Origin of the sequence: Micromonospora sp. WMMA1947 (assembly GCF_027497355.1) — a bacterium.
Lineage (GTDB): Bacteria > Actinomycetota > Actinomycetes > Mycobacteriales > Micromonosporaceae > Micromonospora.
On sequence record NZ_CP114909.1, the window covers coordinates 4,895,264 to 4,914,626 of the forward strand.

Genomic DNA, 19,363 nt, shown 5'->3' on the forward strand with positions numbered 1-19,363 from the left:
CGTGCCGGGTCGCGCCGACGGTCAGCCCGCCGCGCAGGTCGGCGTGCCGGAGGGCGCGGTACCCGTGCCCTGGAACCCGAACTCGGTGGTGCCACCGGCACCGACCTGGCGGTTGTAGTCGACGTTGCGGAAGGTCACCGCACCGCTGGTGCCGCTGGCCTGGGCGCTCCAGGTGTTCGTGACCGCCGAGCCCGACGGCACGGTGAGCGACACGGCCCACCCGTTGAGCCCGCTGGAGCCCGCGGTGATCCGCACGTTGGTGACGAAGCCGCCCGGCCACTGGTTGGTGGTGAATGTCGCGGTGCATGCGCCGGTCGGCGGGGGAGTCGTCGGCGGCTCGCTGGTCGGCGGCGTGCTGGTCGGCGGCGTCGACGTGGGCGGGGTGCTGGTCGGCGGCGCGGTCGTGGGCGGCGGGGTGCCGCCCTCGTTGAGCGCGTTCAGCACGGCCGTGTACGCCTGCTTCTTGTTGCCGCTGCCGTCGAACAGCAGCGGGGTGCCGCTGGCCCGCCAGGAGTCGGTGTCGCGGATGCCCCAGACCGTGATGCCGTTGCAGCGCGGCACGGCCAGGCAGTCCCGGGTCACGTTGCCGTACGTGGTGGCCTGGCTGCTGCCGGAGCCCTCGATGTCCAGCTCGGTGATCTGTACGTCGACGCCGAGCGCCGCGAAGTTCTGCAGCGTGGTGCGGTAGTTGCTCGGGTACGGTGACCCGCTGTTGAAGTGCGACTGGAGACCGACGCAGTCGATCGGCACGCCGCGGGACTTGAAGTCCCGCACCATGTTGTAGACGGCCTGGGTCTTGGCCCAGTTCCAGTTGTCGGTGTTGTAGTCGTTGTAGCAGAGCTTGGCGCCGGGGTCGGCGGCGCGGGCGGCACGGAACGCGGCCTCGATCCAGTCGTTGCCGGTCTGCTGGAGGTTCGAGTTGCGGCGGGCGCCGTTGTTGCCGTCGTCGAACGCCTCGTTCACCACGTCCCAGGAGTGGATCTTGCCTCGGTAGTGGGTGGCGACCTGGGTGACGTGGTTGATCATCGCGTCGCGCAGCGCGCTGCCGGACAGGCTTCCCGTCCACCCCGGCTGCTGCTGGTGCCAGAGCAGCGCGTGGCCGCGTACCCGCATGCCGTTGGCCTGGGCGTGCGCGACGAGCCGGTCGCCGGCGCTGAAGTTGAACTGGTTCCGGGACGGCTCGGTGGCGTCCCACTTCATCTCGTTCTCGGCGGTGACCATGTTGAACTCGCGGTTGAGGATGCCGACGTACGTGCTGTCGGACAACTTGTTCACCGCCACCGCCGTGCCGAAGTACCGGCCCTGCTCCGCCGCCGACGCGCCGAGCGTCGTGCCGGCGCTGGCACTTGTCGCCATCGCTATCGTGGCGGCGGCCACCGCGGCCCCCGCCACCATCGCGACCACAGCGGTCCGCGGGCGTGACCGGGCTGCCGCGCTCCCGCTGCCGCGGGCGAGCACCTTGTCCATCTGAAACGCCTCTCTAGCCTGTCAATGGGATCGGCTCGCCTCGGCCACCGCCCGCCACGACGTCGGCTCCGCGCGGCCGCCCGGTGGCCGCGCCAGGTGGGGGAGGACTCCCCGGCACATCGTGAGTGGATCGAAGCGAATCTCTGCCCGGAGCCTACCGGAAGTGTTCCGAAAACTTAATCACCTCGATATGTCGACATGGGGGCACGCGGCGGCCGGTCCAGGGGCGGAAGCCGAGGGCGGGCAGGGGGACGGGCGCGCGCGTACCGCCCGTCGCGACTCCGGAAGTTTCGGGAATCGCCGGTTCTGCCGGTTGAGTCGATCGCGCCCGCGGACCGATGCTTGCCGAATCGACCGTAGACGATGGAGGAGGTCCTGGAGGATGCGCCGGTCCGCGCTCGTCGTACTCGTCCTCGCCGCCCTGCTCGCCGGCACCCCGGGGGTCGCCCGGGCCGGCGTCGCCGGACCGCCGCCCGCGCCCGCCGCCCTGGCCGGGCTTCGCACGCCCGGCACCGCCTGGGGCCACGACCCGGCCACCGGCCGGCTCACCGTCACCGCCGACGACACGGTACGCGGGCGCGAGCTGGCCGCGCTGCGACGCACCGCCGACGGGGCCGGCGCGGTGCTGCGCCACGAACCCGGGCGGCTGCGCACGCTGATTGCCGGCGGTCAGGCGATCTACGGCGGCGGCGGGCGCTGCTCGCTGGGCGCGAACGTGCGCAGCGGCACCACCTGGTACTTCGTCACCGCCGGGCACTGCACCCGCCTGGCCGCCACCTGGTACGCCGACAGCGCCCGCACCACCGTGCTGGGCAGCCGGACCGGCAGCAGCTTCCCCGGCAACGACTACGGCGTGGTCCGCTACACCGGCGCCGTCGCCCACCCGAGCGCGATCCACACCTACCCCGGGCAGGTCACCGTCACCGCGGCCGGCAGCGCGTACGTCGGACAGGCGGTCTGCCGCAGCGGCGCCACCACGGGCGTACGGTGCGGCTCGGTCACCGGACTGAACGCCACGGTCAACTACGCCGAGGGCAGCGTCACCGGGCTCATCCGCACGAACATCTGCGCCGAACCGGGCGACAGCGGCGGCCCGCTCTACGTGGCCGCCACCGGCACCGTCATCGGCGTCCTCTCCGGCGGCAGCGGCACCTGCGCGAGCGGCGGCACCAGCTACTACCAGCCGATCCTGGAGATCCTCGCCGCGTACGGCCTGACCATTCCCTGACCGGCCGCGCGGGCGCCGCGGCCGGCCGCCCGCGCCGGATCGTTCGCCCGGTCAGGCGTCGCCGGGCACCGCCATCTCGCCCAGGCGCGACCAGTCCTGCTGCGGCACCGTCACGTTGACGATCCGGGGCGTCTCGGCCAGGTGCGGCGGCAGCGTGCGCTGGGCGGCCCGGAAGTGCTCCGACTGCACGTGTGCCGCGCCCGCCTCGTCGTCGCGGAACGCCTCGACCAGCACGTACTCGGTCGGGTCGTCGAGGCTGCGGGACCAGTCGAACCACAGGCAGCCGGGCTCGGCCCGGGTCGCGGCGGTGAAGTCGGCGGCGATCCGCGGCCAGTTGTCGGCGTCGGACGGGCGAACCCGGAACTTGGCGGTAATGAAGATCATGGGATCAGGCTACCCAGGGCCGGCGGCCGCCCGCGCGGCATCAGCTCTTGGCCGCCGGACCGAGCAGTTCGGCCGCCCGGCGGTCGGCGAACGCGGTGACCGCCTGCTGCCCGGCGCCGAACACGATCGCCAGGCCCAGCAGCGCGGCGGTGCTGCTCACGCTGGTCTCCACCAGGCCGCCGATGACCAGCATGATGCCGACCACCGCGACCAGCGGACCGATGGCGAGCTTCAGCAGTCCCTGCTGGAACGGCAGCTTGTAGGGCAGCCCGCCGGACCGTGAGGTGATCATCGAGGGCAGCGCGCTGAGGAACGCCCCGAGCGCACCGGCGATCAGCACGAAGAACAGCAGCCGCCAGGCCGGCACGCCACCGGCGTCGGTCGGCGCCTCCAGCAGCCGTACGTCGTGGCTGCGCCACTGGACCAGCACCACCAGGACCTCCGCCACCAGGGCGAACACCGACAGCCCCAGCATGCGGTTGCGCAGCCGGCGCGCCGACTCGTGGAACTCGTCCGAGACGGCGTGGCAGCGCTGCAGCAGCGCCTGCACCCGGGCGCGCAGCAGGTCCGCGGACACTCCGCCGGTCACGGTGTCGAGGTCGGTGAGCACCTTGTCGTCGGCCGGCAGCACCTGCGCCGCCGCGCTGCGGTAGGCGGGCAGCAGCCCGGTCAGCTCGTCCGCGGAGCGCAGCCCCACCATGGCCCGCTCCACCCAGTGGATCGTCTGCCACGCGTACTCGAGCTTGCCGCCGCGCAGCCACTCGATGACGCCGCTGCGCCCGAGCACCGCCTCCACCCCGGACAGCTGCGCGCGCAGTGCCGCGGCCTGCTCGAGGTGGTGCGTGGCCAGCACCGCGAGCTGCTGGTACAGGTCGTCGAGCTTGGTGCGGACGCGGACCTGCCACACCGCGCGGGGAACCGACGTGGCGGGCGGGACCGGCAGGCCCTCCGGTGCGTTCCGGGGCCCGGGTACGGCCTCGGGCTGGGTCTCCTGCTCGATCATGGCGCCCCACCTCTTTCCCCCGCGCCGCGCGGACCTGCTGTCACTATTCCCAGGTCAGGGCCATAATGGCTAGCGCACACCGGACAGTTGACACGGCTAGCGACGGCGCGGGATCCGCCCGACGGACGAGGCCGGAGCGCTCGGGCGGTCGGTAGCCTGGGCCGGTGACCGTCTACGCCCTCGCACAGATCACCATCCACGACCGGGCGCGCTACGACAGGTATGCCGCCGCCTTCCCGCCGGTGCTGGCCCGCTACGGCGGGAAGCTCCTCGCCGCCGACACCGCCCCCCGCGTGGTGGAGGGCGACTGGCCGCACCAGAAGGCGGTGCTGTTGTCGTTCGACAGCCGCGAGGACTTCGAGCGCTGGTCCACCTCGGCGGAGTACCGGGAGATCTCCCGGGACCGGGAGGCGGCCACCGACGGTGTGGTCCTGCTGCTCGACGGGATCGGTCACGCCTGGCCGGCCTGATCCGTCAGAGGCGGTGCCGCACCCACACGTTGGGCTCCACGTACGCGGCGTGGTCGTGGTCCACGTCGACGAGCACCGGCGTCAGCGCGCCGGGCACGCGTACCGGCCCGGAGGTGTCGAACGGCAGCCCCGTCCAGCGCCGCCAGTCGGCCAGCGTGCCCGTCACCGTCATCGACCGGGGCGCGACCCGCTCGATCACCCCGCCGGCGCGGACGTGCACCCGCAGCCACGGGTCGGCCGGTAGCCCGTCGGGGCGGCGCCGGGCCGCGTACTCGGTCATCGGCACGTCCGGGACGGCGGCCTTGCCGCTCGGGCGCACCGGCGCCACCAGCGTGTCGAACCCGGCGCTGGCCACCGCCGCGCGCATGGCCGCGAGCATCAGCCCGGACACCCCGCCGCCGCGCCGGTCCGGGCGCACGCAGATCTCCAGCGCGGACACCAGGTTGGGGGTGGACCCGGTGAGCCGGCCGAGCGTGGCCCGCTGGATCACCCGGTCCCAGCCGCCGTCGGGCAGCTCGTTCTCGGTCCAGCGCAGCGGCACCGCGTACCCCCGGGCCACCGCCCGGCCCGGCTCGGCCGGGTCGACGGCGGCGAAGACGAACTCGGGATACTGCTCGTGCGCGACGCCGTAGTAGATCGCGCCCATCGGATCCCAGAGCATGAACGGCGGCCAGGCGCCGTCGAAGTCGGTGTCCAGCAGCGGCGCCAGGTCGGGCCGCTGCGCCAGGGTCACGATCTCCAGAGTCACGCCGGGCAGGTTAGGGCCGCGCGGCCCGGACCGCACGCCGTTTTGTCCGCGCCGCTGGTTAGGCTGCCGCCATGGCAGATCCGTTCCGGGTCCGCGTCACCGTGCGCGGCTACGAACTCGACACGCAGGGGCACCTCAACCAGGCGGTCTACCTCCAGTACGCCGAGCACGCCCGCTGGGAGTGCCTGCGCGCGTCGGGCATCGGCCAGAACCAGCTGATCGCCGGTGGCGTCGGGCCGGTCGCGCTGGAGGTGACGGTGCGCTACCTGCGGGAGCTGCGCGGCGGCGACGAGGTCGACGTGACCTGTGAGTTCCACTGGGGCGAGGGCAAGACGTTCCGGATCGGCCAGGAGTTCACCCGCGCCGACGGCACCCCCGTCGCCTCGGTGTCCGGCGTCGGCGGTCTGCTCGACCTCGCCGAACGGCGGCTCGTGCCGGACCCGCGCGAGCGGTTCCGGGCACTGGCCACCGACCCCGTGCCGATGAACCTGTAGGGCGCCGGTCAGCCCGCCGCGCGCAGGTAGGCGAGCACGGCGAGCACCCGCCGGTTGGTGTCCTCGTCCGGCGGCAGACCGAGCTTGGCCAGGATGTTGCCCACGTGTTTGCCCACGGCCGCCTCGGTGACGTGCAGCCGCGCCGCGATCGCGCTGTTGGAGTGGCCCTCGGCGATCAGGCCCAGCACCTCCCGCTCCCGCGGGGACAACGCGCCGAGCGGGTCGCGCGGACGGCGCAGCAGGTGCCGCACCACGTCCGGGTCGACGGCGGTGCCGCCGGCCGCCACCCGGCGCAGCGTCGCGGCGAACTCCTCGACGTCGGCCACCCGGTCCTTGAGCAGGTAGCCGACCCGGTTGCCGTCGCCGCTGTCGAGCAGCGCGGCGGCGTACCCGCTCTGCACGTGCTGGCTGAGCACCACCACGGCGAGGTCCGGGCGTTCGGCGCGCAGCGCGACGGCCGCGCGCAGGCCGTCGTCGCGGTGCTGCGGCGGCATCCGGATGTCCGTGACCAGCAGGTCGGGCCGGTGCGTACGGACCGCGTCGAGCAGTTCCGGTGCGGAGCCGACGGCGGCGTCCACCGCGAAGCCGAACCGGGTCAGCAGGCCCACCAGGCCCTCCCGGAGCAGGACCTCGTCCTCGGCCAGGACGACCCGGGTCACGGACGGCACGGCAGCTCCACCCGCACGAGGGTAGGCCCACCGGGCGGGCTGGACAGCAACAGGCGTCCGTCCACCGCGGCCACCCGGTCGGCGAGCCCGGTCAGGCCGGTGCCGCGCGCCGGATCGGCGCCGCCCCGGCCGTCGTCGCGCACCTCCACCACCAGCAGGCGGTCGGTACGGGTCAGCCGTACCTGCGCCCGGCCGGCTCCGGCGTGCCGGGCGACGTTGCCGAGCGTCTCCGAGACCACGTACCAGGCGGTGGTCTCCACCAGCTCCGGCACCGGGCGGGTCAGGTCGGCGTGCACGGTGACCGGGACGACCGACCGTGCGGCCAGGTCGCCGACGGCGGCGGCCAGGCCGAGTTCGGTCAGCTGCGGCGGGCGGATGCCCTGGACGATCCCGCGCAACGTCACCATCAGCTCCTTGGCCTGCTCGTGCGCCGCCGCGAGCGGCTTCGCCGCCGGGGAGTCGTCCGGCACGTCGAGGCGGGCCAGCCCGAGCTGCAGGGTGAGGCTGGTCAGGCGCGGCTGCACGCCGTCGTGCACGTCCCGCTCGACGCGGCGGCGCTCGGCCTCGTAGGCGCTCACCAGACGGGCCCGGGACCGGGTCACCTCACGCAGCGCGGTACCGCCGGGCGCGCCGTCGAGCAGCAGGCGGGCCACCGCCGCCTGGGCCGCGACGAGCAACCCGGCCAGGTAGACCAGCGCGGGGACCGCCAGCAGGCCGGCGACCGCGTACGGCACCGCCTCGGCGGGGGAGCCGACAGTGGCCCAGACCAGCACGATGCGGTCCTCGCCGTCGGCCAGCCACGGACCGGCGACGAGGGCCACGTCCACTAGCACGAGCAGACCGAACATCCCGTACGCCAGCGGCACCGCCACACCCAGCACCGCCAGGTACGCGCCCTCTCGCCACCCGTCGGCGGTGGTGAGGCGGGCGGCGATTCCGCGCCACCTCGGCGCGGTCACCGGCCGGTCGTCGACCAGGCCGAGCCGCCACCGCTCGATCGCTGCCACCGGCGCGGCGGCCAGCGGGGCGATCGCCACCACCGCCAGCGCCAGCACGGCCAGCACCGCCAGCGCCAGGGCGTCGACCGGGCGGCCCTGCCGCAGCGCGCCGGCCACCAGCAGCAGCGGTGCGGCGACCACCGCCGCGCCGAGCGCCGCTGCGCCGGCCAGGGGCAGCGTCGTGGCGGCGTACGCCAGGGTCCGCCACGGCCACGCGGAGAGCAGGTAGCGGCGACCGCGCAACGCGGCCGCCAGCCCGTGATCGATGGTCATGGCCCGACGCTAGCCAGGCCACGCAGACCTACCCAGCCGGCTGGGGCCCCTCTCCGGGTAGGTCTGGCCCTACCCGGAACCGGCCCGCCACGCCCCGTGCGCCGGGGTGCCCCGAGGCGGTGCGATCGGCGGATGAGAAACCGCCTCGCGGGCGCCTGCTGGCTGCTCGCCGCCGTGTCGTTCCTGGTCGCCAACGTGGTCGTCGGCCTGGCCTGGGACCAGCCCGGGTTCAGCTGGGCCGAGCACAACATCAGCGACCTCGGCAACGTGACCTGCGGTGTGTGGGACACCAGCCGGCCCCGCCCGGTCTGCTCGCCGTGGCATCCGGCCATGAACGCCGTCTTCGTCGGCACCGGGCTGCTGCTCGCGCTCGGCGCGCTGCTCGCACACCGGGCGCTGCGCCCGGGCCCCGCCGCGGCCGTCGCCGTCGCGTCGACAGTGGCCGCCGGATCCGGGTACGTGCTGGCCGGCCTCTACCCGGCCGACGTGGACGAGAACCGGCACGTGCTCGGCGCGCTGCTGGTCTTCGCGCTCGGCAACGCCGCCCTGCTCGCCGCCGCCCTCGCCGGCCGGTCGCCGCTGCTGCGGCAGCTGCGGACCGTCAGCGCGGTCCTCGGCCTGCTCGGGCTCGCCGGCACCGTGCTGTTCCTGGCCCGGGTGGACACCGGCATCGGTGTGGGCGGCATGGAGCGTGTCGCCGTGTTCCCGCTGTTCGCCTGGGTCACGACGGCCGGGCTGCGGCTGCTCCCGTTTCGTCGGGCCCGGCCCCTATCCTGACCGGATGGAGCTGGCGTTCAGCGGCGAGGTGTGGTTCTGGCGCGGCCCGGCGCCGTACCACTTCGTCACCGTGCCCGACGAGCAGAGCGCGGCGATCGAGGCCGCCTCGGCGTCGGTCACCTACGGCTGGGGCATGATCCCGGTGACGGTCCGCATCGGTGACACCGACTGGCGGACGTCACTGTGGCCGAAGGACGGCCGGTACGTGGTGCCGCTGCGGGTCGCGGCGCGCCGGGCCGAGGGCATCGAGCTGGGCGACCGGGTCGACGTGCGGCTGACGGTGGACGTGTGACCGGGCCGGAGCTCGCCGAGGCGGGCCGGCTGCTCGCCGCCGCGCGGCGGCCGGTGGTGTTCACCGGGGCCGGCATGTCGGCCGAGAGCGGCGTGCCGACGTTCCGGGACGCCCAGACCGGGCTCTGGCAGCGGTACGACCCGCAGGAGCTGGCGACCCCGGCGGCGTTCCGGGCCGACCCGGCGCTGGTCTGGGGCTGGTACGAGGCACGCCGGCGCGGGGTGCGCCGCGCCGAGCCGAACCCGGGGCACCGGGCGGTGGCGGCGATCGCGGCCCGGCTGCCGGACACCGTGGTGATCACGCAGAACGTCGACGACCTGCACGAGCGCGGCGGGGTGCCCGCTCCGGTACGCCTGCACGGCAGCCTGTTCGCGCCCCGCTGCTCGGCCTGCGCCCGGCCCGCGCCGCTGCCACCCGACCTGCCGCCGCGCTCCGGCGCGGCGGAACCGCCCGGCGGGCCGGAGCCGCATGCGCCGGAACCGCGGGACGGGCCGCTGACCCCGCCCGCCTGCGCCGGATGCGGCGCGCCCGTACGGCCCGGGGTGGTGTGGTTCGGCGAGGCGCTGCCAGCGGCCGCGCTCGACGCGGCGGTCGAGGCGGCCTCCGGCTGCGACCTGCTGCTGACGGTGGGCACCTCGGCGCTCGTGCACCCGGCCGCCGAGATCCCCCTCGTCGCGGCCCGCCTCGGCGCGCCCGTGGTGCAGGTGAACCCGGTGCCGACGCCGCTGGACGCGATCTGCGCGGTGAACCTGCGCGGCCCGGCCGGCGAGGTGCTGCCCGCGCTGGTCCGCGCCGCCTGGCCGGACGCCGACGCCGGCTGAGCTGCCCGCCGCCGCCCGGCCGGACAACCCGGCCGCGCCGCCTCGTCGTGCCGCCCGGGCACCGGTCCGGCGCACCGAGCCGGGCGTGATCGCGGGAATCGCCAGATCGCCCGTCCGGGGCCGCCTACCGTCGGCGCAGGAGGTGGACCGGCGGAGGGCGGCGGACGTGGCACGCGAACGGGTACGAGGACGGCTGCACGCGCCCCGGCCGGGGCCGGACCAGCGCCGGGTCACCCCCTTCGAGATCTTCTTCGACCTGGTCTTCGTCTTCGCGCTCACCCGGATCATGGCGCTGATCGAGCCGCACCCGACCCCGGCCGGGATGGCCAAGGGGCTGCTCCTGCTCGTGCTGCTCTGGGTGGCGTGGCTGTCGTACACCTGGTTGGGCAACCACACGCCCGCCGACGTCGGGGTGGTGCGCGGCGGGTTCCTGGTCGCGATGGCCGCGTTGTTCCTGGCCGCGCTCGCCATGCCGGAGGCGTGGACGCCGGGTTCGGGGCTGGACGGGCCGCTGATCGTCGTGCTGGCCTACGTGGTGCTGCGCGTGGTGCACCTGACGCTGTTCCACTGGGCCGCGGCGGGTGACCCGGAACTGCGCGCCCGGATCCGGTTCTTCGCGTTCGTCAGCGCCGCCGGCTGGGTGCCGCTGCTGCTCGGCGCGCTGCTGGACGGCGCCGCGCACGCGACGCTGTGGGTGCTGGGTTTCGCGATCGAGGTGGCCGGGCAGCGACTGTCGTACGCCCGCCGGGGCGCCTGGCCGCTGCGCAGCCCGACGCACTTCGCCGAGCGGTACGGCCTGGTGCTGATCATCTCGCTGGGGGAGTCGCTGGTGGCCGCGGGGGTGGGCGCGGCCTCGGCGGTCACCGAGCCGCCGGTCCTCGCCGTGGCGCTCGTCGCCTTCGTGGTGACCGTCTGCCTCTGGTGGCTCTACTTTCGCCGCACGTCCCCGGCGGCGGCCCGGACGCTCGCCACCGCACCGGCGGCGCAGCGGGACCGGATGGCCGCGGACGCCTACAGCCAGACCCATCTGCTGCTCGTCGCCGGCGTCATCTTCCTGGCGCTCGGCGTCGAACAGGTGCTGGAGCACGTCGCCGATCCGCAGGCCGGGCCCCGGCTGAACGGCTCGGCGGCGGTGGCGCTGTTCGGCGGCGCGGCCGTCTACCTGGCCGGACGGCTGCTGTTCCGGCGGTTGACCGGTCAGCCGGTGGGTGCGGCCCGGCTGGCCGTCGCCGGTGCGGCGTTGCCGCTGGTCGCGCTCGGGACGGTACTGCCGCCGGCGCTGGCGCTGGCGGCGCTGGCCGGGCTGCTGCTGGTCGCGATCGCCGTCGATCGGCGCGGTGAGCCGTCCGCCGCCGGGCGGTCGACGGTCACCGACGCGCATCAACCGGTCTGAGGCCGGATCACCGGGCGTGGCGGGTGAGCCTCACGCGCCGCGCGGCGCCCGCTTCGGGAAGACGGTGTACGCGACCGGCCAGAACACCAGCCAGCCCGCCATGACCACGGTGAGCCGGCCGGCCCAGGCCCACAGTTCGGCGGTCCGGTCGGTGTCGCCGACCACGGCGATGCCGGCGAGCAGCACCGCGCAGGCGACCGCCCAGCCGATCATGCCCTTGCCCCATTCGCGCCACTCGTGCCGGGCCCGCGCCATCCCGTACTTCGGGGCCCGGCGCGGGGGAGGGCCGCCGGCGAACCGGTGCGCGAACCGCTCGTCGGCCCAGCGCACCATGCTGTGCCCGAACGCCACCGAGAACCCGAGGTACGCGGCGGCGAGGCCGTGGGCGAAGGTGGCGGTCGCGCCCCGGCGCAGGTCGATCATCGTGGCGGCCAGCAGCACCAGGTCGACGACCGGCACGGCGATCAGCAGGGCGGCGCCGAGGCGGGGCCGGCGCAGCGGGTACCGGGCGATCAGTCCGGCGAGCAGCACCACCCAGAACGCCACCTCACATCCGACGATCACTGCGACGAGCATCCGACCCCCTTTTTTAGTACGCTGTGCGATAACCGTAACAGCGGCCGTCAACCAGCCTCCGGAGGGGCCCGTGCCCAAGATCGTCGACCACGGCGCGCGCCGTGCCGAACTGGCGCGGGCGATGTGGCGGGTCGTCTACCGCGACGGCGTCGGCGCCGCCACCGTCCGCAGCATCGCGGCCGAGGCGGGCTGGTCACCGAGCGCGCTGCGGCACTACTTCGCCACCCAGACCGAGCTGCTGGTGTTCGCCATGGAACACGTGCAGGCGGAGGCGGCCGAGCGGATCGCCACCGGCGACCGCAGCGGAAGCCCGCGCCAGGTCGCCCAGCGGATCCTGGAACAACTGCTGCCGCTGGACCGCCAGCGCGTCCGCGAGGCCGAGGTGTGGCTGCTGCTCGCCGCGCGCGCCCAGACCGACCCGGCGGCGCGGGCCCGGATGGCCGACGCGGACGACGGCATCCGCCGCGCCGCCGAGTTCGCCGTCGCGCTGCTGACCGGGAAACCGGCCGCCGACCCCGAGGCGGTCGCCGGGCTGCACGCCCTGCTCGACGGGCTCGCGCTGCACGCGCTGCTGTACCCCGATCGGATGCCGCCCGCGCGCGCCCGGGAACTGCTCGGCGCGCACCTGGACGCGCTCGCCGCGTCCTGACCGCCTCAGTCGCCCGTCGGGCGGCCCATCGCCGCGCCCAGCTCGGCGCGGCTGGCGATGCCCAGCTTGCGGTAGACCCGGGCCAGGTTGGCCTCCACCGTCTTCGGGCTGATGTAGAGCGCGTCGGCGATGAGCCGGTTGGTCTGGCCCCGGGCGGCGAGCCGGGCGACCCGCTCCTCGGTCGCGGTCAGCGCCGTCGGGGCCCGAGTGCGGGCACCGATGCGGCCCAGCTCCGCCCGCGCCCGGTCGGCGAACGCGGACGCGCCGAGCGCGTCGAACTCGGCCGCCGCCGCGTCGAGCGCCGCCCGCGCCTCCCGCCGTCGCCGCACCCGCCGGTACGCGCGCCCGGCGGCGAGCAGGCAGCGGGCCCGGTCCAGCGGCAGCACCGTCTCCGGCACCGCGGCCCGGGCCCGCGTCAGCGCGTCCAGCGCCTCGCCCGGATCCGCCCCGGTCGCCCCGGCCAGCAGCACCCGGCTGCGGGCCAGCCCGAGCGTCGTCCACGGGCGCGGCAGCCTGCGGTGGCGCCCGGCCAGCCGGTCCAGCGCGGCGTGGGCGGTGTCCAGGTCACCTGCGCCCACGCACGCCTCGATCCAGTCCGGCTCGAAGCGCTGCCCCAGCGGTTCGGCGATGCCCGACCCGTCGAGGTCGGCCGCGAGCGCGCCGTACGCCGTCGCGGCGGTGGCCCACTCCCCGCGGGCCAGCGCCACCAGCCCGGTGAGCTGGTGGTGCAGTCGCCGGCTCCACGCGTCGCCGAGGTCGTCGTCGCGGCGCAGCCCGGCGGCCGCGGCACCCGCCTGCGCCAGCCGCCCCCGGTGCGCGTCGAGCACACCGGCCAGCCAGCTCTCGCCCACCAGCCCGGTGCCCAGCTGCTCACCCAGATCACGGGCGGCGGCGATGTGCGTACCGGCCTCGGCGAAGCGCCCCGCCAGCAGCTCCGTCTCGCCGAGGTGGGTGAGTACCTCGTGCCGCAGCGGGTCGTCGCCGCGCGCCACCGCCAGGTCCAGCATCAGGTGCAGCCGGGCCCGAGCCCGGTCGTGGTCGTCGACCGACTTCCACCAGATCGCCGGCACCGAACCGGCCAGGAAGGACGGCTCACCGTCCTCCAGTGACAGGGCCCGGTCCAGCAGGTCGGTGGGCGCCGGGCCGCCGGCGCGTACCTCGTGGAAGAACAGCAGCAGCAGCGCGGCGGTGAGCAGCGGGCGGTGCTCGTCCCGGTCGGACAGGCGGGCGATCGCGGCCCGCGCGTGCCGGCGGGCGGGCTCCGGCTGGTCGTGGAACATGGTCAGGTGCGTGTGGATCCGCCCGGCCAGGTCGCCGTCCGGCCCGGCGGCGGCGAGCGCCTGCTCGGCGACGCGGACGGCGGTGACCAGGTCGTCGGCGCACCACGCGACGAGCGCGCGCAACAGCAGCGCCTCGCCGCGTTCGGCGCCGGTCAGCTCGCCCGCCGCCGCCTCGGCGGCCCGCCCGGCCGCCGCGTAGTCGCCGCTGTCGATGCGGCACTGCACCGCGTCGAGGCGGCGCCGGTTGCGGTCGGCGGTGGCGGACGGCGGGGTCAGCTCGGCCGCCCGGGCGTACCAGTCGGCGGCGAGCGCTGACGCGCCGCGCATCCGCTGCCGGGCCGCCGCGGCGGCCAGGTCGGCGGCGACGGCGGCGTCCGGCGCCACTGTGCACCGGGACAGGTGCCGGGCCCGCTCGTCCGGGTCGGCGACCGCGCCGGCGAGCAGCGCGTGCAGCCGTCGCCGGGCCCCCGGCGGGATGCTCTCGCGCACCGCCGCCGCGTACCGGGGGTGTGCGAAGTCGACCCGGCTCGGGGTGACCACGACCAGCCCGGCGTCCTCGGCCGCGTCCAGCGCGCCGGCCGGCACGCCCGCCGCCGCCAGGTCCCGCAGCGTCGGCACGCTCAGCAGCGCGGCCAGCCGCACCGCGTCCCGGCTCGGGCCGGGCAGCGCCCGCAGCGTCTCGGCGAGCAGCAGGCGCAGCGACGACGGTACGGGCAGGTCCTCGTCGTGGGCCGGTGGGCGGGGCAGCCGCAGCACCGCCCGGGCCAGCTCGATGGCGAGCAGCGGGTTGCCGTCGGCGTCGCGGGCCAGCCGGTCGGTGAGCGGACGGCTGAGCGTGCCGCCGAGCCGGGCCGCCAGGACGCGGTGCAGGTCCGCCGGGGTGAGCGGGGGCACGTCGGCACGCAGCAGCCGGTGCCGCCCGGTCGGGTCGTCGTCCAGTCCGAGCGGCACCGGAACCGGCGGGCCGTCCCCGGTGCGGTGGGTGGCCAGGACGGCGGGCCACCGGGTCAGCCGGCGCAGCGCGAACCGCAGCGCCCGGGCGCTCGGCGGGTCCAGCCACTGCGGATCGTCCACCGCGAGCAGGACGCGCGGCGCCTCGGTGACCGCCGCGTCGAGCAGGGTACGGGTGGCGGCGCCCACCGCCCGCTCGTCCACCGCGTCGTCGTGCTCGCCGGTCAGCAGCACCATGTCGGCGGCGACCCGCTGCGGCGCGGGCAGCAGTGGTAGCGCGTCGGCGAGCGGGCGCAGCACGTCGGCGAGAGCCGCGTAGGGCAGCGCGCTCTCGGCCTCGGTGGGCGCGGCGGACAGCACCCGCCAGCCGGTCCGCCCGGCGTGGGCGACCACCGCCCGCCAGAGCGCGGTCTTGCCGATGCCGCTCGGGCCGTCGAGGAGCACCGGCGTACCGGCGGTCAGGGCACGCCACACCCGCTCGACGACCGCGTCGCGGCCGACCAGTGCGGCGTCCATGGCGGGATGGTGGCACAGCCGCGCCCGCGAACCCAGCGTCGGCGCGGCCTAGCCCGGAAGCTGTCCGCATATCGAGACGGGCGGGATCACCTCCTGGTTGCGGTACACGGTGGCGCTCCAGCTCGGCCCGCCCGACGCCACGATCGGCGGGATCCGTGGTGCCCGGGACGGGCTGAGCAGGCTGAGGAACTTGTTGATCACCTGGACGACGGGTTCCAGGATCCGGTAGCCGATCCCGAACCGCGCGTGCACACCGAGCCCGACGCCCCGGCACAGCGCGTACGGGGCGCCGAGCGCCGAACCGATAGTGGCGCCGTACGAGGTGACCAGCTCGAACCAGATCCCGGCGGTGAACAGGAACGCGCTGATCCCCATGGTGAACCGCACGCCGTGCCGGACCACGAGGCCCATCACGCCGACCGGCACGCCGGTGAGCGAGTCGAGCAGGCTCACCCGGCGGGCGAAGCCCTCCGTCACGCGTGAGCCCACCCGGCCGCCGACGTAGCCGAACCCGAGCTTGCCGACCAGCGCGTACTCCCCGGCGCCGCGGAACGTGCCCCGCTTGGCGCCGAACGCGGTGGCCACCTCCAACGTCTGGTTCACCGTGAACGACAGCGGCAGGCCGGCGACCAGCCCGATCGGGAACGCGATGTCGACCGGGACCGGGAACGTGCGGCGGTGGTTCTGCCCGCCGTCGATGCCGGCCGTGAAGTCCACCTTGATGCCGAAGCCGCCACCGATCTCCAGTTCGGCCCGGTTGACCTTGCCCGCGCCGATGGCCAGATGGAACGACGCCGTGGGCCGGCCGACGGTGAGCGTGACGGTGCCGGCCACCCGGAGGCCGCCGTCGTCGTACGTGAAGTGCGTGCCGACGCCACCGGCGCAGCAGAACGTCCGGACCCGGTAGCCGTGGGCGCCGGCGGCGGCCTGCCCACCCGGCGCGGGGGGCGGCTGCGCGGGCGCGACGGCGAGCGGACGGGACCGGCCGAGCGTGCCGCCGGCCGCCGCGACCTCCCGGGTCCACGACGGCTCACCCGCCACGTAGACGGTCGGGCTGTCGAGGGTGACGCCGTCCCCGCCGAACGTGCCGTCGCGGATCACCTCGGTGAGCGTGACCGGGCCGATCGTGACGACCAGGTCGCCGCCGTCCTCGGCCAGGTCGAGCACCCGGCCCACGCCGCGTCCGGTGAGGAACATGACCCGGCCGGGCGCGAGCCGGTCGGCGTCGCGGGCACCGGGATCGAGCCGCCAGATCAGCCCGTCCGGGCTCACCGACCGCACGGTCCGGCTGCCGCCGCCGACCAGCACCACGTCCGGTTGCAGCGTGACGTCCTTCCCCGGCACCGGGGCCTGCCCGTACCGGGGCTGCCCGTCGTCGGCGGCGTCGGCCGGGCCGGGTGTGGGGCCGCCGCAGCCGGTCACCGCGAGCAGCACCGCCACGCCGGCCGCGAGCAGCCGACGGCTGCGCACCGCCGCCGTCACATCCGGCCGGCGACGGTACGGGCGAGCCGTTCCAGCGGCGCCCGGTTCTCCTGCGGGTCGTTCAGCCGCACCAGCCGTACGGCGACCCACAGGTCGCCCTTGCGCAGGAAGAACGCCTCCGCGGTGAGCAGTGCCTCGTCGGCCGTGCCGGCCAGCTCACGGATCTCGTGCTCGAGCTGTCGCTCGATGTCGAGGTACTTCTTGGCGCCGTCACCCACGAACACCTCGACCTGGGCGGTCGGCCCGCTTGTCGGACCGGTGTAGGTGCACGACTGCCCGGCCACCACGGGTTCGTCCAGCGGCGTACCGGCGAGACGTTCGGCGTCGGCCTTGGACACCAGCGCGCAGGCGTCCGGCCCGGCGGCGTCGTCCACCGGTTCGGTGCTCGGCTCGGCCGGCGCCTCCCCGGTCGGCTCCGCCACCGGCGCGCCCGCACCGGGCGCGGCGCCACCGGCGGGCGGTGGTTCGTCGCCGCCGCAACCGGCGGACGCGGTGAGCAGGGTCGCGGTCAACGCGAGCGCGACCAGTCCTCGGGTTCGCACGCCTGCCCCCGCTCAGGCCGGGATCGCGTCGAGGACGCGGCGCAGGATCTGTTCGTTGCCTGCGGTGCCGCCCTCGAAGCTGCTGATGGTCACCGTGTACGTGCCCTTGCCGTCGATCAGCACCGCCTCGCCGCGCACGTCCTTCACGGCGAGGTAGCCCCGCTCGCCCCGGTCCAGGTCGACGACCTTCTCGTACTGCTGGCCGGCCTGGTCGTGCTGGTAGTCGTAGGTGGCCTTGCCGGCGGCGGCCGATGCGGTGGTGACCGCCAGCTGGGCGATGCCGTCGCCGAACGAGCAGTTGCCCTCGTCGCGCAGCTTCCGGTCGACCAGCTCGGCGACCTGGGCGGCGGTGAACGGGCACGGCGGGCGGACGTCGCCCACCGCGCCCGCGTCGGTGTCGCCGCCGTCCTCGTCCGCCGCGGTGTCGGCCGAGCCGCTGTCGACGATCCCGCCGGAGTCGCACCCGGCCGGCGCGAGCAGGGCGAGCAGCAGCAGCGGTAGCGCCAGGCGGGCGCGGCGGGAACGAACAGTCCGGACCGGTGTGAGCGCGTCAGTTGCCATGGCCCGACGCTAGGCGCGCCGTCACCGGCCGTAATCGGGGGTTTCCCTATGCGGTGACCTTGCCGACGGGCTCGCCCGACCCCACCGGCGGCGCGTCCGCGCCGCTGCGCCGCCCCACCCGGATGGCGAGCCGATCCACGTAGCCGATCATGAGCGCGACGAACAGCACCACGAACAGGATCAGCATCGGCAGCGGCAGGATCAGGCCCAGCGGAAGCTCACCGCCGCCGCCGAAAGCGCGGCTCGCGATCATCGTCACCAGCGCGGGCGCGGTGAGGCTGTCCGGACGCGTACCCACCAACGTCGCCCACAGCGGCGACTGGGCGTGCGCCAGCCAGGTCAGCAACGCGGTCACGGCCAGCATCGGCAGTGCCGGCAGCAGCAGCGTACGGCCGGCGCCACCGCCGGAGCGCCACCGCTCGTGCTGGCCCCGGAACAGCAGCGTGAACGCGAACAGCGCGGGCACCGACAGCCAGGTCGGCGGCACCAGGCCGAGGAACAGGCCCAGCTGTTCGCGCTCCATCGTGCGTTCGAAATTGGCGATGGCCAGCGGGCCGGCGCCGACGAACAACCAGGGCGCGAACGGCACCAGCAGCAGTTCGCTCCAGCGTCCGAGCGGTCGCAGCGCGCCGATCCCGAATCCGGCCAGCGCGGCGAGCGTCACCGCGACGAGTGTGGACAGCAGCGGCGGCACCCAGGTGTTGGCGAACAGGTTCGAGGTCTCGACCCCCCGGGGCAGGGGCCCGGTGTCGGAGGAGAGGTTCCGCAGCCACGGCAGCGACGCCCAGACGGTCACGCCGAGGACGACGACGAGCGCGACAGCGGTCAGCCCGACGAGCAGCGGCCGGCGGCCGGAGTAGGACTCCGCCTCCCGGGCGGCCGGGCGGTCGCGCCAGCCGTCGAACTCGATGCGCAGCCGGGTCGCCAGGATCAGCGCCACCGCGGCCAGCCCGAGCAGCCCGAGGAGCACCAGCAGCAGCGTCGACGTGGCCGATCCGACGCCCAGGCGCATCGTTCGGAACGAGGTCTGCGCGGCGGTGAACACCGGCGTCGCCGTGTAGTCGCCGCGCGGCCCGCCGCCGGTCAGGATGTACGGGGCGGTGTAGGTCTGCAGGGCGGCGGCGAGGACGCCCAGGCCGAGCAGCCCGCCGACGGCCAGCATGGCCGGCGCGGGCCGCTGGTCGGGCTCGCGGCGGCGCAGCGCGCTCAGGTAGACAGTCGCGGCCACCGCGACGACCAGCCCGAACGTCACCTGGGCCAGCGCCGAGACGAGGAACGCCCGGGGGGACTGCAGATCCTGGGTGAGGGTGCCGTTCTCGATGCCTTCAGCGCGCCGGCCGAGGTACACCGCGACCGGCGCGTACGCGGCGAGCGGCAGGGCCAGCACGCCCCGGGTGACCAGGCGGGCGGCCCGGCCGGCCCGGTCGGCGAGGACGGCGAGCAGCGGCGCGGCGAGCAGCGCCACCGTCAGCGGGATCAGGCTGAGCAGCACCGCGAACCCGACCTGTCCGACGAACCCGGAGGTGAAGGCGACCTCGTAGTTCCCCGCACCCGCCGATTCGGACGGGCGGCGCAGCCCGTCCGCCTGGAAGCTGCGAGCCACTGTGGACAGCGTGGGCAGGACGTACGACCAGATCCAGGCGATCACCGCCGGGACGACCAGGGCCAGCCCGATCAGGGCCCTCCCCGGACGGCTCGGCGGCGTGAGCGGGGGCACTGACGCTGTCACCTGCGGCGCTGCCGGCTGGTTCATCGGGACATCCACCCTCGAAGATCGACGATCACGGCCG

20 protein-coding genes are annotated in these 19,363 nt (G+C 75.4%); 8 read left to right on the plus strand and 12 right to left on the minus strand.

The annotated features are described in order from the left end of the window. Positions 1 to 21: 21 nt before the first annotated feature. Positions 22 to 1,467, minus strand: a complete 1,446-nt coding sequence (locus O7604_RS23050; protein ID WP_281577740.1) for an endo-1,4-beta-xylanase — start codon at positions 1,465 to 1,467, stop codon at positions 22 to 24. A gap of 382 nt (positions 1,468 to 1,849) precedes the next feature. Between O7604_RS23050 and O7604_RS23055 the strand changes: the two genes are divergently transcribed. Further along, a complete protein-coding gene (locus O7604_RS23055) occupies positions 1,850 to 2,695 on the plus strand; it encodes a S1 family peptidase (protein WP_281577741.1) in 846 nt (281 codons plus the stop codon). Between the two features lie 51 nt (positions 2,696 to 2,746). Here O7604_RS23055 and O7604_RS23060 read toward each other — a convergent pair whose 3' ends face one another. Next, positions 2,747 to 3,079: a putative quinol monooxygenase gene (locus O7604_RS23060; protein WP_269705862.1), complete on the minus strand. Its 333-nt coding sequence runs from the start codon at positions 3,077 to 3,079 to the stop codon at positions 2,747 to 2,749. Positions 3,080 to 3,119: 40 nt separating this feature from the next. Then, on the minus strand, positions 3,120 to 4,082 hold the full coding sequence (locus O7604_RS23065) for a hypothetical protein (protein WP_281577742.1): 963 nt from the start codon (positions 4,080 to 4,082) through the stop codon (positions 3,120 to 3,122). Positions 4,083 to 4,246: 164 nt separating this feature from the next. Here O7604_RS23065 and O7604_RS23070 point away from each other — a divergent pair, with 164 nt between their 5' ends. Then, positions 4,247 to 4,552 carry a DUF1330 domain-containing protein gene (locus O7604_RS23070; protein ID WP_269705865.1) on the plus strand — a complete coding sequence of 102 codons (306 nt, stop codon included), beginning with the start codon at positions 4,247 to 4,249 and terminating at the stop codon, positions 4,550 to 4,552. Positions 4,553 to 4,556: 4 nt separating this feature from the next. On the opposite strand, the gene O7604_RS23075 is transcribed toward O7604_RS23070, so the two are convergent. Then, the gene (locus O7604_RS23075) at positions 4,557 to 5,300 is read right to left on the minus strand and encodes an N-acetyltransferase (RefSeq protein ID WP_281577743.1); all 744 of its coding nucleotides are present in this window, start codon (positions 5,298 to 5,300) and stop codon (positions 4,557 to 4,559) included. A 71-nt stretch (positions 5,301 to 5,371) separates the two neighbouring features. Between O7604_RS23075 and O7604_RS23080 the strand changes: the two genes are divergently transcribed. Then, positions 5,372 to 5,794: a thioesterase family protein gene (locus O7604_RS23080; protein WP_269705867.1), complete on the plus strand. Its 423-nt coding sequence runs from the start codon at positions 5,372 to 5,374 to the stop codon at positions 5,792 to 5,794. Between the two features lie 8 nt (positions 5,795 to 5,802). Here the strand turns inward: O7604_RS23080 and O7604_RS23085 are convergent, their stop codons facing one another. Then, the gene (locus O7604_RS23085) at positions 5,803 to 6,462 is read right to left on the minus strand and encodes a response regulator transcription factor (protein ID WP_269705868.1); all 660 of its coding nucleotides are present in this window, start codon (positions 6,460 to 6,462) and stop codon (positions 5,803 to 5,805) included. After that, positions 6,450 to 7,733: a histidine kinase gene (locus tag O7604_RS23090; protein ID WP_269705869.1), complete on the minus strand. Its 1,284-nt coding sequence runs from the start codon at positions 7,731 to 7,733 to the stop codon at positions 6,450 to 6,452. The genes O7604_RS23085 and O7604_RS23090 overlap by 13 nt, the downstream gene beginning before the upstream one ends. A gap of 132 nt (positions 7,734 to 7,865) precedes the next feature. On the opposite strand from O7604_RS23090, the gene O7604_RS23095 reads away from it, so the two are divergent. The 4 genes from O7604_RS23095 to O7604_RS23110 all read left to right on the plus strand — a co-directional run bounded on the left by O7604_RS23095 (position 7,866) and on the right by O7604_RS23110 (position 11,016). After that, complete coding sequence (locus O7604_RS23095) at positions 7,866 to 8,510, plus strand: DUF998 domain-containing protein (RefSeq protein ID WP_281577744.1); 645 nt, start codon at positions 7,866 to 7,868, stop codon at positions 8,508 to 8,510. Between the two features lie 4 nt (positions 8,511 to 8,514). After that, entirely contained in the window at positions 8,515 to 8,802 is a 288-nt protein-coding gene (locus tag O7604_RS23100) for a DUF1905 domain-containing protein (protein ID WP_120569760.1), read from the plus strand. Then, positions 8,799 to 9,623: a Sir2 family NAD-dependent protein deacetylase gene (locus O7604_RS23105; RefSeq protein WP_281577745.1), complete on the plus strand. Its 825-nt coding sequence runs from the start codon at positions 8,799 to 8,801 to the stop codon at positions 9,621 to 9,623. Before O7604_RS23100 ends, O7604_RS23105 begins: the two co-directional genes overlap by 4 nt. Before the next feature lie 166 nt (positions 9,624 to 9,789). Beyond that, positions 9,790 to 11,016, plus strand: coding sequence for a low temperature requirement protein A (locus O7604_RS23110; RefSeq protein ID WP_281577746.1), 1,227 nt, complete (start codon positions 9,790 to 9,792; stop codon positions 11,014 to 11,016). A gap of 30 nt (positions 11,017 to 11,046) precedes the next feature. On the opposite strand, the gene O7604_RS23115 is transcribed toward O7604_RS23110, so the two are convergent. Continuing rightward, entirely contained in the window at positions 11,047 to 11,592 is a 546-nt protein-coding gene (locus O7604_RS23115; RefSeq protein WP_281577747.1) for a hypothetical protein, read from the minus strand. 70 nt (positions 11,593 to 11,662) lie between these two features. On the opposite strand from O7604_RS23115, the gene O7604_RS23120 reads away from it, so the two are divergent. Continuing rightward, positions 11,663 to 12,241 (plus strand): TetR family transcriptional regulator C-terminal domain-containing protein, encoded by a 579-nt coding sequence (locus O7604_RS23120; RefSeq protein WP_281577748.1) that lies wholly within the window; start codon positions 11,663 to 11,665, stop codon positions 12,239 to 12,241. 5 nt (positions 12,242 to 12,246) lie between these two features. Here O7604_RS23120 and O7604_RS23125 read toward each other — a convergent pair whose 3' ends face one another. The 5 genes from O7604_RS23125 to O7604_RS23145 are packed head-to-tail and all read right to left on the minus strand — an operon-like array spanning position 12,247 to position 19,326. Further along, positions 12,247 to 14,988 carry a LuxR family transcriptional regulator gene (locus O7604_RS23125; protein WP_269705880.1) on the minus strand — a complete coding sequence of 914 codons (2,742 nt, stop codon included), beginning with the start codon at positions 14,986 to 14,988 and terminating at the stop codon, positions 12,247 to 12,249. A gap of 48 nt (positions 14,989 to 15,036) precedes the next feature. Further along, positions 15,037 to 16,458, minus strand: a complete 1,422-nt coding sequence (locus tag O7604_RS23130) for a hypothetical protein (RefSeq protein ID WP_281577749.1) — start codon at positions 16,456 to 16,458, stop codon at positions 15,037 to 15,039. Positions 16,459 to 16,466: 8 nt separating this feature from the next. Beyond that, a complete protein-coding gene (locus O7604_RS23135; RefSeq protein ID WP_281577750.1) occupies positions 16,467 to 17,012 on the minus strand; it encodes a hypothetical protein in 546 nt (181 codons plus the stop codon). 12 nt (positions 17,013 to 17,024) lie between these two features. Continuing rightward, positions 17,025 to 17,573, minus strand: a complete 549-nt coding sequence (locus tag O7604_RS23140) for a hypothetical protein (RefSeq protein ID WP_281577751.1) — start codon at positions 17,571 to 17,573, stop codon at positions 17,025 to 17,027. A 46-nt stretch (positions 17,574 to 17,619) separates the two neighbouring features. Beyond that, positions 17,620 to 19,326: a sugar ABC transporter permease gene (locus O7604_RS23145; RefSeq protein WP_281577752.1), complete on the minus strand. Its 1,707-nt coding sequence runs from the start codon at positions 19,324 to 19,326 to the stop codon at positions 17,620 to 17,622. Between the last annotated feature and the right edge of the window lie 37 nt (positions 19,327 to 19,363).

Coding starts and splice junctions, on each gene's coding strand:
- O7604_RS23050 (WP_281577740.1), bottom strand. CDS start 1,467: ATGGACAAGGTGCTCGCCCGCGGCAGCGGGAGCGCGGCAGCCCGGTCA.
- O7604_RS23055 (WP_281577741.1), top strand. CDS start 1,850: ATGCGCCGGTCCGCGCTCGTCGTACTCGTCCTCGCCGCCCTGCTCGCC.
- O7604_RS23060 (WP_269705862.1), bottom strand. CDS start 3,079: ATGATCTTCATTACCGCCAAGTTCCGGGTTCGCCCGTCCGACGCCGAC.
- O7604_RS23065 (WP_281577742.1), bottom strand. CDS start 4,082: ATGATCGAGCAGGAGACCCAGCCCGAGGCCGTACCCGGGCCCCGGAAC.
- O7604_RS23080 (WP_269705867.1), top strand. CDS start 5,372: ATGGCAGATCCGTTCCGGGTCCGCGTCACCGTGCGCGGCTACGAACTC.
- O7604_RS23090 (WP_269705869.1), bottom strand. CDS start 7,733: ATGACCATCGATCACGGGCTGGCGGCCGCGTTGCGCGGTCGCCGCTAC.
- O7604_RS23095 (WP_281577744.1), top strand. CDS start 7,866: ATGAGAAACCGCCTCGCGGGCGCCTGCTGGCTGCTCGCCGCCGTGTCG.
- O7604_RS23100 (WP_120569760.1), top strand. CDS start 8,515: ATGGAGCTGGCGTTCAGCGGCGAGGTGTGGTTCTGGCGCGGCCCGGCG.
- O7604_RS23115 (WP_281577747.1), bottom strand. CDS start 11,592: ATGCTCGTCGCAGTGATCGTCGGATGTGAGGTGGCGTTCTGGGTGGTG.
- O7604_RS23125 (WP_269705880.1), bottom strand. CDS start 14,988: ATGGACGCCGCACTGGTCGGCCGCGACGCGGTCGTCGAGCGGGTGTGG.
- O7604_RS23140 (WP_281577751.1), bottom strand. CDS start 17,573: ATGGCAACTGACGCGCTCACACCGGTCCGGACTGTTCGTTCCCGCCGC.
- O7604_RS23145 (WP_281577752.1), bottom strand. CDS start 19,326: ATGAACCAGCCGGCAGCGCCGCAGGTGACAGCGTCAGTGCCCCCGCTC.